The sequence below is a fragment of the Lascolabacillus sp. genome (assembly GCF_028696275.1).
Taxonomy (GTDB): Bacteria; Bacteroidota; Bacteroidia; order Bacteroidales; family Dysgonomonadaceae; genus Proteiniphilum; species Proteiniphilum massiliensis.
Genome location: NZ_JAQVHI010000015.1, coordinates 36,307 through 50,055, shown reverse-complemented (window position 1 = coordinate 50,055; position 13,749 = coordinate 36,307). Strand labels below are relative to the sequence as shown.

Genomic DNA, 13,749 nt, shown 5'->3' with positions numbered 1-13,749 from the left:
TTGGTTGTGGGATCCTTGTGGTGCTGAATTTCTACTGGAAGGTTTCATCTCTGCCAATCTGGAGGATGTAACAGTATTCAACTTCCCGGCAGATGCAGCTCAGGACGACTGGGCATGGACTGAAGTTTTAGGTCCCGGAAGCGGTATTATCAAGATGTCCTCTCCAAAAACCATTAACGGTGATATTGTAGCAATTGAGATGTATATCATTAAAGAAATGATTCCTGCAACACTTGCTCCAGAAATTGGTATCGGTATTTTCTCATCTGATGAAAACTGGTCTGATAATGGTGTACTTCCAAATACAGCAACTGGTGACCCGGCTCCATTAATGACTTTGAAACTACAATAAGAGTCTTATGACTGAGCGCTGATAAGTAACCGTCGCTCAGCAATAATAACCAGACTTTAGAAGTATAATATTAATTGTAACTTTGCAATTAATATTATACTTCTATTTTTTATGAACATACGTAAGCAGTTTGAGAGTTATCTCAGAAAACATAACTACACAAATTTTGATTTAAAGGCAGTTCTATTTGATATGGATGGTATTCTTTACGACTCCATGCCTGCACATGCAAAGTCATGGCAAATGACAATGGAGGAGTTTGGATATAAGTCAACCGAACCCATAGAGTTTTATTTTCATGAAGGTCGTGTTGGCAAATCTACTATAAACATCATAACTGAAAGAGAATTTAAAAGAAGCGCAACCAGAGAGGAGAAAGATAGAATATATGCACGCAAAACAGAACTTTTTCAACAGATTAATGATAATGCAATTATAAAAGGATCAAAAGAAGTTCTCAAATTTGTCAAGGATAGTGAAATGAAAACTGTACTGGTTACAGGTTCTGGACAGCCATCACTACTGGACAGGATCGACTCTCATTTTCCTGACACATTTTCCCCGGAAACAATGGTTACCGCTTTTGATGTAGTAAATGGTAAGCCTGATCCTGAACCATATCTTATGGGGTTAGAGAAGGGTGGAAAGTTAACTCCTAACCAGGCATTGGTCATTGAAAATGCTCCACTTGGCATTGAATCTGCTGCGGCTGCTGGTATTTTTACTATTGCTGTGAATACAGGGTTGCTAAGTGATGAATTGCTTATGGATGCAGGTGCCTCACTTCTGTTTCATTCTATGACTGAACTTCTCGATAATCTCCCTGAAATAATTCATCTGACTGATACAATCAGAATATAACAGACAATATTTAATAAGCATTTTTTGATATCTTTGTTACAACAATAGTAATCAGCAGTATGGTTATGAAATTCAAAACTCTAGCTTCTATATTGTTTTCTTTTCAATTTACATTGATCTTTTCTCAATCTTTCACGGAAAGAGAACTGGAAATAATATATAATGGAGATGAAGACTCTCCTTTTAGGGTTTTGCAAACTACAGATAAGGTTGATTCATTAATTCTGAGAATGGAATCTGCAGATATCGATGCTGACTCAATTGCAGGAAATGAAGATTTGCGGTATTTTCTTAAAAGACTAAAAAATACTTTATATGCTTCGGGTGGTGTAGGAATTGCTGCTCCTCAGGTTGGCGTTCTAAAGAACATATTCCTATTTATGAGAATGAATCATCCTGAGCAATTAGTAGAGACAGCTTTAAATCCTAAAATAGTAAGTCACCCGATTGAAACAGTCTGTTTTGAGCGCGATGGCTGTCTTTCAATACCTGAATTAAGAGGGAATTCTATTAGATTTCCATGGATTGATGTTGAATATTATGATGATTCCGGCAATTTGATAAATGAACGTCTTGAAGGATATAGCAGAATGGGTGACTTCACCTCTGTTATTTTCCAGCATGAGTATGATCATTTAAATGGCATTTTATTTATTGACAGACTCTGCCAGCCACTAATTAATTCAGATGAACTTGACAGAAGAGTCGCCCTCGACTTCAACAAAAGCAGAGATGACATAGTAAAATGGATTCAGAGTAATCACAATTTTACTCCAACCGAGAAACAACTTGATGAATGGGAGGAGTCAGGGATTCTTGAATTCAGAATTATTGAAGGGGAGAAAAGATATTTCCGAAACGCAGCTCCAAATATTTTCAGAGTGAATGCTGATGCTCGTCAGTTTATAAATTCATCCATCATAAAGAGTGCGGAGGCAGGTGCAAAAAACATTTTAGACACTCATCTGAATGAAATTTCTGAAACTGATATAAAAGGCAAGTATGTTCTGCCGGAAGTATCCACTCATGTGAAATACACTATCACAGTACTTGAAAGTAAAGTTAATGTTGGAGAGACAGTAAAGGCATGGTTGCCATATCCAAGAATGGATATTGATCGTCAGACTAATGTCTCTTTTATCAATGCGTCTCAAGACAATTATATATTATCTGAAGATCAGACCGAACACACTTCAATATATATGGAACAAGTAGCTAAGAAAGGAGAACCGATTACTTTTTCTGTGGAGTTTTCTTTCACATCACAGGGTGAATGGTTTGATTTATCACAAATAACTCCTAAACCATATAATAAAGATTCTGAACTTTATAGAAAATATACCTCTCAGAAACCTCCCCATATTGTTTTTTCAGAAAACATCAGAAGTCTGACCGACAGCATAACAAGGAATGATAAATCAGAAATAGAGAATTTACAATCTATATATAGTTATATAACTTCAAATTTCCCTTGGGCCAGTGCATTGGAATATTCAACTATACCAAATATACCGGAATATGTGCTTCAATATAATAAAGGTGATTGTGGTCAGGTAGCACTACTTTTAATAAGCATGTTGCGATACAAAGGTATCCCGGCACGCTGGCAAAGCGGATGGATGACTCACCCTGGAGAAGTTAATCTTCATGACTGGGCTGAAGTCTATTTTGAAGGTGTAGGGTGGATTCCGGTAGATGTATCGTTTGGTCGCGGAGAACCACTTAATAACAGGATTGGAAGAAAATTCTTCATGTCAGGTATTGACTCATACAGACTGTATATCAACAACGATTTCTCCGGTAAATTTTATCCTGCAAAACAGTTTCCAAGGAGTGAAACTGTAGATTTCCAAAGAGGTGAAGTTGAAACCGAAAAAGAGAATCTGTATTTTAACAAATGGGATTATAAGCTGGAGATTATATCACAAAAGAAAGAATGACAACAAATAAGGCTACAGAAATGAATATTAATGATCTTGGATTTCTTCGGGTTGCAGCTTCTGCACCAAAATTAAAAGTGGCAGACTGCGACTTTAATACAAACGAAATTAAGTCGGTTATAGAAAAAGCACTTAAAGAGGATGTACAGATAATCTGTTTTCCTGAACTCAGCATAACTTCTTATAGCTGTGGTGATCTTTTTTTTCAGGAAGCACTTCAGCAAAAGGCTTTAACATCGTTGATAGATTTATCTGATTTTGTTAAAGAAAAGAGGGATATCATTGTAATAGTTGGGTTACCACTAAAGATTAAAAATAGTCTTTTCAATGTAGCAGCTGTTTTGTCAAACGAAGGAATAATTGGGCTGGTTCCAAAAAAGTTTCTCCCTAACAGCGACGAGTTTCAGGAAAAGAGATGGTTTGCCACCGGTACCGGAATTGGTGAATTCAATGTAGATATAAATAACGAAGTTGTTCCCATCACTTCTGAAGGAATGGTCTTCACAAGCCCTTACGGAAATTTCGGAATTGAGATTTGTGAAGACTTATGGACTCCTCTGCCTCCCTCTTCAGAGCCAATAATGCAGGATGCAGATATTATATTCAACCTTTCCGCAAGCAATGAGCTGGTAGGAAAATACAAGTATCGAAAATCACTTGTTTTGCAACAGTCAGCAAGATGCAGTTCGGCATATGTTTATGCTTCTGCCGGTGTAGGTGAATCATCAACCGATTTGGTGTTTTCCGGAGCCTGTATCATTAGTGAGAATGGAAGACTGCTTACTGAGTCAAAAAGGTTTTCACTGGATAGTGAAGTAATTATCGCAGATATTGACATCACTTCACTGCGTCACGATAAGCTGGTTGACACAAATATTATTTATAATGCATCTGGTTATTTAACTGAGATTGAGTGTCCGATTGTACCTATATCCCCTGAGAAAATGTACCGAAGCTTTAATCCATACCCATTTATACCTTCTAAGGGAGAGGAGAATGACAGTTTTACAGATCTTTTCAATATACAAACACATGGACTTGCAAAGAGATTACTGCATACTGGAGTTGATAAAGCTGTAATTGGGATATCGGGTGGACTTGATTCTACTCTGGCGCTCTTGGTGGTTGTTAAAACATTTGACTTACTCGGTTATCCTCGTGAGAATATATTTGGAATAACAATGCCCGGATTTGGAACAACAGACAGAACCTACTCAAATGCAGTTTCACTTATGAAATCTGCAGGTATTACAGTAAAAGAGATATCAATAACAGATGCGGTTATGCATCATTTTGATAGCATTGGTCATGATCCTGCAATACATGATGTTACATACGAAAATAGCCAGGCAAGAGAGCGCACTCAGATTCTTATGGATTTTGCCAATAAAGTTGGAGGACTGGTTGTAGGTACAGGAAATATGTCAGAACTTGCATTAGGATGGGCTACCTATAACGGAGATCATATGTCGATGTATGGAGTAAACAGTGGAGTTCCTAAGACTTTAGTTTCTTCGCTTGTACGTTGGATTGCCGACACTCAGCTTGATAATGCTACCAGCAAAATCTTACATGATATCCTTGACACTCCATTCAGTCCTGAACTGCTTCCGGCTGATAATGAAGGGAAGATCGCTCAAAAAACAGAACATTTTGTGGGTCCTTATGAGCTGCACGACTTTTTCCTTCATCGTATGATACGATTTGGAGATAGACCAAAACGCATATTATTTATGGCAACTCTGGCTTTTAAAGAAAAATACTCTAGTGATGAGATACAAAAATGGCTAAGGGTATTCTACAAAAGATTCTTTGAACAGCAGTTCAAGCGATCATGTATGCCTGATGGTCCAAAAGTGGGAACTGTAAATCTTTCTCCTCGAGGTTCATGGAGAATGCCTAGTGATGCGGTTTTAAAAATATGGACAGATGAGATAGAGTAGAATAAATGAATAAAAAATTTAGTCTTCATGAAACAACTAATAGGACTGTTTTCTGATTTTACAGGTAAAAAAAATCCCTCTATTGAAGTTTTGCCTACTTCTGGCTCAAACCGTAAATATTACAGACTTCAAAGTAATAATATTTCATTAATTGGTGTACATGGTGAGTCAGTAGATGAAAATCGCGCATTCATCTGTTTAGCCAGACATTTCTTGGGCAGAGGTTTGAATGTACCTGAAGTATTAGCTGTATCTGACGATGAGATGTTTTATATTCAACAGGATTTAGGAGACACAATACTTTTTGATACCATAAAAGGAGGCAGGTTAACCGGTGTTTTTAGTCACCAGGAGAAAGAGCTTCTTCATAAAACCATATATTCATTAGCTGATTTCCAGATTAAGGGGGCACAAGAACTTGATTTCAGTATATGCTATCCTCTTTCTGAGTTTAATCTTCGATCAGTAATGTGGGATTTGAACTACTTCAAATACAGTTTTTTGAAGACCACAGGTATGGATTTCAGAGAAGACCTTCTGGAAAATGATTTTGAAAAACTTGCCTCAACACTTTTAGAGGATAAGTCGGATACTTTCATGTATCGCGATTTTCAGTCACGTAATGTCATGCTTGTTGACAGCTCTCCATACTTTATTGATTTTCAAGGAGGGAGAAAAGGTCCGATCCACTATGACGTTGCATCTTTTCTCTGGCAAGCTAAAGCAAATTTCTCTTCTGATCTAAGAGAAGAGCTAATTAAAACATATATTACGTCACTCGGCAAATATAAACAAGTTGATGAGAGTGAATTTAAATATCGTTTACGTCAGTTTGTACTTTTCAGAACACTTCAGGTATTGGGTGCATATGGTTTCCGCGGATATTTTGAAAAGAAACCTCATTTTATTCAGAGTGTCCCTTTTGCTCTTAACAACTTACGTGAACTACTTCGAGAGGGATTCAGTGAATATCCATATCTTGACACACTACTGCGGGAGATGGTTGATCTGCAACAATTTGCAGACACACGTAAACGAGAATTGGAGGTAAAGGTTTACAGTTTCGCCTATAAGAAAGGAATACCAAACGATGTTTCAGGTAATGGAGGAGGCTACGTTTTTGATTGCCGTGCTATAAACAATCCCGGGAAATTTGAAAGGTATAGCAATGTTACCGGACTGGATGAACCTGTCATTAAATTTTTGGAAGATGATGGCGAGATAGTAGATTTTCTTGAAAACATCTATCCATTAGTCGACATGCATGTAAAGCGATATATGGAAAGAAATTTTACAAACCTGATGATCTCCTTCGGCTGTACGGGGGGTCAGCACCGTTCCGTTTATGCAGCACAGCATGTAGCTGAACATATACATAAGAAGTTTGGTGTAAAGGTTTCTCTTGTACATAGAGAACAGAATATTGAGCATGAGTTTAAATAGGTATTGTCAGTAATCTCATGAAAGCAATGATATTTGCAGCCGGACTCGGCACTCGTCTTAAACCAATAACAGATACAACTCCCAAGGCATTGGTGCCTGTTGGGGGTAAACCATTATTGCAGCATACTATAGAGAAGCTCAAACTGGCAGGATTTGATGAGATAATAATAAATATCCATCACTTTGGTGATCAGATTATCGATTTTGTGAAATCCAATAAATATTTTGATATAAGAATTGAATTCTCTGACGAACGTGCATCACTTCTTGATACAGGAGGAGGAATAAAAAAGGCTTCCCATTTTTTTAACGATAACAAACCCTTTCTGGTACATAATGTAGATATCCTTTCAAATATTGATCTGAATCAACTCTATAATTACCATTTAAACAATAATGCTGTAGCAACACTTGTATGCAGTTGCAGAAAAACATCCAGGTACCTCTGCTTTGACTCGGAAAGACAACTGAAGGGGTGGGTTAATATTAAAACCGGTGAGGTGAAATCCTCTATTCCCGAATTCAATTCTAACCAATATATTCAGATGGCATTTTCAGGCATTCACATAATTAATCCTGAAATATTTAACCAAATGCATAAGTTTGAGGACAGGTTTTCAATCATAGATTTTTACCTATCCATCTGCAATGATGAGAAAATAGTATACTACTCCAATGAAAATAGTCAAATGATTGATGTAGGTAAAATGGAGTCACTGGAACAAGCAAATAAATTTTTCTCTTAGCATCTATTTATTAAATATTTTTATTAATAGTGAGTAAGGTATTAATTGCTATTGATCATTTTTATCTATCTCTGAAATTAACATATTTTTCTATCCTGACTTCACAGTTATTCCCTATACTCTGATAGTAAAACATATATTCTACTTGTTGGAAGCTACTTATAATTTTTAAAATAAGTGGTTACTTTCAATTTCAATACTTAAGAATTTATATCAACTCCACCAGACTTATTAACATAATATAGTTAATTATCGTTAAGTATATAAAGTATTTAATCAACACTTTGCATTATAAATATTTTTGTAGTTAATTTGCCATATAGTTAATTATTTTATTTAGTAGGTTATATTTGAATTTATATTTAACTATTAGTGGCAATGAATAGAATGATTTTTATCAAAAAACAGTGAGAAAATGTTAGACTATAATAATTTAGAGAAACTTTATAAAACTGAACTTTTAGAAAACGTAGTACCTTTCTGGTTATTTAAATCTCAGGATAAGGAATTTGGAGGTTACTTTACCTGCCTTGATCGGGAAGGTAATGTATTTGATACAGATAAATTCATCTGGTTACAAGGAAGGCAAGTCTGGCTTTTCTCAATGCTTTACAATAAAGTGGAGAAAAAACAAGAGTGGCTCGATTGCGCTATACAAGGTGCTGAATTCTTGAAAAAATATGGTCACGATGGTAATTATAATTGGTACTTTTCACTCACAAAAGAGGGAAAACCTTTAATAGAGCCATATAATATTTTCTCATACACATTTGCCTGTATGGCATTTGGTCAGTTAAGCCTTGCCACTAAAAACAACGAGTATTCTGAAATTGCAATAAAAACATTTCAAAAGATACTTACCAAAAGAGAAAATCCAAAAGGTAAATGGAATAAAGCTTATCCTGGAACACGCCAACTGAAAAGCTTCTCCTTACCTATGATTTTAAGCAACCTTACACTTGAGATTGAGCATCTTCTTGACAAAGAAACGATAGAGCGAACTATGGAAGAATGCATTCACGAGGTAATGGGTGTGTTCCTTCGTCCTGAGCTGGGTGGAATTATAGTGGAAAACCTAAACGCAGACGGGACATTATCAGATACATTCGATGGTCGTCTAGTTAATCCCGGACATGGACTTGAGTCTATGTGGTTCATTATGGACCTGGGTGTCAGACTTAATAGGAAAGATTTAATTGAGAAGGCCGTAAAAACAACATTAACTTTAATGGAATACGGATGGGATAAAAAGTACGGTGGCATTTTTTATTTCATGGACCGTAAAGGATTTCCACCTCAACAACTGGAATGGGACCAGAAACTATGGTGGGTACACATTGAAGCGCTTATAGCTTTATTAAAAGGATATCAACTTACAGGTTCTGAGGAGTGTATTGCCTGGTTTGAAAAGTTACACGAATATACATGGAATCACTTTAAAGACAGTGAACACCCAGAATGGTGGGGATACTTAAATAGAGAAGGTAAAGTTTTACTTGATTTAAAAGGAGGAAAATGGAAAGGTTGTTTTCATGTTCCCAGAGGCCTATTCCAATGCTGGAAGACATTAGAACAGATTAACAAACAATAAAAGACTTATAATTTAATATAGTTATCAAATAATATCCATGTTACTAATCGCCAGAGTTTGCTTATGAAGCAGGTGACTTTACAGCAAACGAGCTTGCAATCCTTGCAGAGAAAGATAAAGAATTTGTTCAGGAAGGACAACGTTGGTGGGATATACGTCGTATGACTCTTACCAAAGGAGGAAAACCTCTAGTGTTTACACCACAGGCAAGTTTTAATGGTGAGCCAATTTTGAATGAGTCAACAGAAGCTCATAAAGTATTATGGCCTATTGATAGAGCATTGCTTGATAATGATGATGCCTTAGAGCAAACTCCTGGTTATTAAACATTTCATTCTCTTTATTAATCCAAAGATGGCGATATTTTATTACATTTATCGCTATCTTTGGATAGTTTTTAGATGACTACTCATTTGCTTATGAGATACTTAACTAGACAATCAGTTATATTATTGTTTTTATTTGCCTTTGTAGCCTCAATTCAGGCTCAGAATGGCAATCACTCCACTTTCTATTATCAGAGAGTATCATTATTTGAGAAACTACCTGTCTCTAATGAAGATATTATCTTCCTTGGAAATAGTATTACCAATGGAGGAGAGTGGGCTGAACTGCTGAATGATATAAGAATCAAAAACCGAGGTATCAGCGGAGATGTTTGTCAAGGAGTACTTGACAGACTAAACTCAATTATAGATGGAGAGCCTTCTAAAATATTTCTTTTGATTGGAATAAACGATCTCGCAAGAGGTATTTCATCGGACAGCATAGTATCCGGTACAGAGAAAATTATAGATAGAATAAAGTCGGATTCACCAAATAGTTTAATCTATATTCAAAGCATTTTACCTGTCAATGATTCATTCGGTATGTTTAGCGGACATACCAAGCATAAAGAAATAATCAAGTCATTAAACAACAAACTCGAGTCTCTTGCAAATAGTAAAAAGGTGAAGTTTATAGACCTGTATAGTCATTTTGTAACTCCGGGTACGAACAATCTTAATCCTGAATATACAAATGATGGACTACACCTCATGGGAGAGGGATATATAAAATGGATAGAAATAATTAAACCATATATATATGAATAATACTTGGAGCAAAATAGTTCTTATTGTTACTTTTTATTTATTAGTAACTTCTTCAATTTTTGGTCAACCTATCAAGGTTGCCTGTGTGGGGAACTCTGTTACATATGGTATGGGAATTGAGAATCCTGAAGAAAGATACCCTGCTCAATTACAAGTAATGCTTGGCAATGAATATGAGGTAGGAAATTTTGGTCACAGCGGAGCTACCTTAATGAAACATGGATACAGACCCTATTGGAATTTACCTGAATTTAAAGAAGCTGTTGATTTCAGAGCAGACATCGTTATAATTCATTTAGGATTAAATGACACAGACCCAAGAGCATGGCCGAAGTACAGAGATGAATTTGTAAGAGACTATATTAACCTGATCGATACATTCAAACAAGTAAATCCTGATGCAGATGTTAAGATTTGCAGGATGACTCCAATATTTACCGGTCATTCGCGCTTTGAATCAAGTACCAGAGATTGGTATTGGCAGATTCAAGAGACAATTGAAGTGATTGCTGAAATTAGTGGTGTAGAGTTGATTGATTTGCATACGCCACTACATAAACGACCAGACCTTTTCCCGGATAATCTGCATCCCACTGGTGAAGGTGCAAAAATAATTGCAGAAAAAGTATATGGTGCCATAACAGGTGATTATGGAGGTTTAATACCAGCTTCAATATTTACCAGCGGTATGGTACTACAAAGGAATAAACCCATAATATTCTGGGGTACAGCTAATGCTAACGAAATAGTAGAAATAGAATTCAATAATCAAAAAAGAGATACTTCAGTAAACAGGTCAGGCAAGTGGGAAATTGAATTCCCTCCTTTAGAGGCAGGTGGGCCATACATCATTACAATCTCAAATGGTAATGAGGTTATCAGCTTGAAAGATATACTTATTGGAGACATATGGTTATGTTCAGGTCAGTCAAATATGGAGTTCCGACTTAATCAGGCTGCTACTTATTCTGATGATATAAAGGATGCAAATCTGCCTGAAGTAAGATTGTTCAATATGCAGCCTGTTGCGTATACAAATAATGTAGCATGGGATAAAGAGACGCTTGATAAAATAAATCGACTTCAATATTTTACCAAAACCGAATGGAAGAGAACTACACCTGAAACAGCAAAGGATTTCTCGGCAGTTGCGTATCATTTTGGCAAAACATTGCACCAGGAGACAGATGTACCGATCGGACTTATACTGAACGCTATAGGTGGATCTCCGGCAGAGGCATGGATAGACCGTTTTACTTTGGAGCACCATCCTCGCCTTGTTGGAATGTTTCGTAACTGGAAAAACAATGATTACATAAATCCATGGTGCAGAGAAAGAGCAGAAAAAAACAGTGAGCTCTCTGAAAACCCTTTACAACGCCACCCATATCAACCTTCTTATCTTTATGAAGCTGGTATACAGGACATCACAAGACTAAATATCGCAGGTGTTATATGGTATCAGGGAGAATCAAATGAACAAAATGTTGAATTGCACGAAGTAATTTTCCCTACACTGGTTGAAAGCTGGAGAAATGCATGGAGTGATGATCTGCCATTTTACTATGTACAGTTATCCAGTATGGCTGTGGGCAGAGAGACTTGGGGGCATTTCAGGGATAGTCAGCGCCGGCTCATGTACGAAATCCCAAATAGCGGAATGGCTGTTTCCTCTGATCTTGGAGACAGCACCGATGTTCACCCTCGTGAAAAGAGACAAATAGGTGAGAGGCTTGCTCGCTGGGCATTAAATAAAACATATGGTGTTGATGATATTATACCTTCTGGACCTCTGTTTCATGATTTCTTTATAGAAAATGATACAGTTTATCTCTCTTTCGAGTATGCTGAAGGACTTAGAACTTCTGATGGAAAAGCTCCCAGATCATTTGAGCTTGCTGAATTCCCGGGACTCTATTATCCTGCTGATACAGTAATCGAGGGAAATGTGATTAAAGTAACTTCTTCTAAAGTCAAAACTCCAAGATATGTAAGGTACGGTTGGAGTTCTTTTTCAGATGGCAATCTTATAAACATTGAGGGATTGCCCGCATCAACATTCTCAACACAGTTTAATAATAATTCACGATAGAATGATATATAAAAGAGGAGTGATATCAACTTTTTTGCTCAGTGCAGTATTTTCAATAATGTTTGCAGGGACTTCTTTGGCAGACAGTGTAATATGGGAACCAAAAGTAATAGGCATTCCTCCAAGTGATGCATATATTGGTCTTTCACTACTTGAGTCTGGTGAAATCAGACATTACAATTATGGTGAACAGGCTGACGAAGGAACTTTTTATCTTTCAAGCAAAGATAAAGGGCTGACATGGACTAAAGTAAACATTCCAAACAATATTCCCTTTGCCGATACCCGCAGTCCACTCAGCGGTGAATATTTAAGACTAATATCTTCACCGGGTATGGGCACTTATGCCATACGTACTAATGGAGGGCTTAACGGTGGCAGAGAGCTGGTTAAGGTATCCGATTCTATGGGCATTATGCTGAAGCCACCTGTTTTTATCAGAAATGGTAAACGTGTTGTTGTAGCAGGACATTATGGACTGCAAAGAGGTCTTCCAAGAGCATGTTTCACATTTATTTCAGATGATGACGGAAGAACCTGGAGACGTTCATCACTTGTCACAACTCCCGACCATCAGGGAGGCGGATTTCATGATGGTATACGTTGGAATCACGGTGCGGCAGAGCCTACGGTAATTGAACTTAAAGATGGAAGATTGTGGATGATTATACGAACTTCTCAAGATCACCACTATCAGTCGTTCTCAGACGATGGAGGAGAAACATGGAGTGATGCAACTCCCTCACCATTCTATGGCACAATTACAATGCCTACAATTGGCAGATTACAGGATGGAAGGATTTTATTCCTTTGGTCAAATACCACACCTCTACCCGAAGTAAATAATACTAATGGAGTATGGGATGATGTTTTTACCAACAGAAATGTAATTCATGCAGCAATATCTTCTGATGATGGGAAAAGTTGGCAGGGATTCCGTGAACTATATCTTGATCCCAGGAGAAATGCAGAAGACTTCGGGACAATACCAGGTATAGACAAAAGTGTTCATCAGAGTCAGTTTATTGAGGTCGATCCTGGTGAAGTTTTAGTATCACTTGGTCAACATCCACTACACAGGGTTATGCTTCGGTTTAATGTAGACTGGCTATATGAGAATGAACGTTTTTGCGATTTTTCTGATGGACTAGACCAATGGAGTGTCTTTAATTACTACAAAGGTATAGTGGGCCATTGCGGCTATAACCGTATTCCGGGTTGTACTCTTGAGGATGGGAAATTACTGGTAAAGTATATCGAAGATGATACATTGCTTACCTCTGTAAGAGGAGCTGTATGGAATTTCCCTGCTTTTCATAAGGGAAAATTGTCACTGTCTATTAAATTTAATGATTTAAACAGTCAGGGAGAGCTGATACTTAACGATAGATGGTTCAACCCAACCGATACAACTGCATCATATTTTGCCCCCTTCAGTCTTAAGTTAAATACTAACATTCTAAAGATAAGGGATACTAATCCACACTTAATAGAGATTGAATGGGATCTCAATAAAACCAGACCTGCTGCAATTGTATATGTAGATAAAAGAAAAAGATTGTCATTACCTCTTTCAGATGAGTCTCTACATGGCATCTCTTATCTGCAACTGCTTAGTGACAGGGTTAAAGGAGACAAAGGTTATCTAATTGAATGGGTAAAGGCTGAAAAGCTTTAATAAAAACAA

At 37.0% G+C, this 13,749-nt stretch carries 10 protein-coding genes and 1 pseudogene; all 11 read left to right on the top strand.

Annotated elements, in window-relative coordinates; all coding sequences use genetic code 11:
- Positions 1-352, top strand: a 352-nt coding sequence (locus PHO43_RS05695) for a hypothetical protein (RefSeq protein WP_288011591.1), incomplete at its 5' end; no start/stop codon positions are given.
- A 111-nt stretch (positions 353-463) separates the two neighbouring features.
- A complete protein-coding gene (locus PHO43_RS05690) occupies positions 464-1,213 on the top strand; it encodes an inorganic diphosphatase (protein WP_045090666.1) in 750 nt (249 codons plus the stop codon).
- 65 nt (positions 1,214-1,278) lie between these two features.
- Entirely contained in the window at positions 1,279-3,153 is a 1,875-nt protein-coding gene (locus tag PHO43_RS05685; RefSeq protein ID WP_231623099.1) for a peptide deformylase, read from the top strand.
- Positions 3,150-5,096 carry an NAD(+) synthase gene (locus PHO43_RS05680; protein WP_231623100.1) on the top strand — a complete coding sequence of 649 codons (1,947 nt, stop codon included), beginning with the start codon at positions 3,150-3,152 and terminating at the stop codon, positions 5,094-5,096. The genes PHO43_RS05685 and PHO43_RS05680 overlap by 4 nt, the downstream gene beginning before the upstream one ends.
- 27 nt (positions 5,097-5,123) lie before the next feature.
- On the top strand, positions 5,124-6,539 hold the full coding sequence (locus PHO43_RS05675) for a RapZ C-terminal domain-containing protein (RefSeq protein WP_288010314.1): 1,416 nt from the start codon (positions 5,124-5,126) through the stop codon (positions 6,537-6,539).
- A 17-nt stretch (positions 6,540-6,556) separates the two neighbouring features.
- Positions 6,557-7,285, top strand: coding sequence for a nucleotidyltransferase family protein (locus tag PHO43_RS05670; protein WP_053826963.1), 729 nt, complete (start codon positions 6,557-6,559; stop codon positions 7,283-7,285).
- Between the two features lie 415 nt (positions 7,286-7,700).
- Complete coding sequence (locus tag PHO43_RS05665; protein WP_045090663.1) at positions 7,701-8,876, top strand: n-acyl-d-glucosamine 2-epimerase; 1,176 nt, start codon at positions 7,701-7,703, stop codon at positions 8,874-8,876.
- A 62-nt stretch (positions 8,877-8,938) separates the two neighbouring features.
- Positions 8,939-9,202, top strand: a pseudogene (locus PHO43_RS05660) (RagB/SusD family nutrient uptake outer membrane protein); the annotation flags it as partial.
- A 93-nt stretch (positions 9,203-9,295) separates the two neighbouring features.
- Positions 9,296-9,970, top strand: a complete 675-nt coding sequence (locus PHO43_RS05655) for a GDSL-type esterase/lipase family protein (RefSeq protein ID WP_045091055.1) — start codon at positions 9,296-9,298, stop codon at positions 9,968-9,970.
- Positions 9,963-12,062 (top strand): GDSL-type esterase/lipase family protein, encoded by a 2,100-nt coding sequence (locus tag PHO43_RS05650; protein WP_045090662.1) that lies wholly within the window; start codon positions 9,963-9,965, stop codon positions 12,060-12,062. Before PHO43_RS05655 ends, PHO43_RS05650 begins: the two co-directional genes overlap by 8 nt.
- Before the next feature lie 76 nt (positions 12,063-12,138).
- Positions 12,139-13,740, top strand: a complete 1,602-nt coding sequence (locus PHO43_RS05645) for a sialidase family protein (protein ID WP_288011587.1) — start codon at positions 12,139-12,141, stop codon at positions 13,738-13,740.
- The last annotated feature ends 9 nt before the right edge of the window (positions 13,741-13,749 follow it).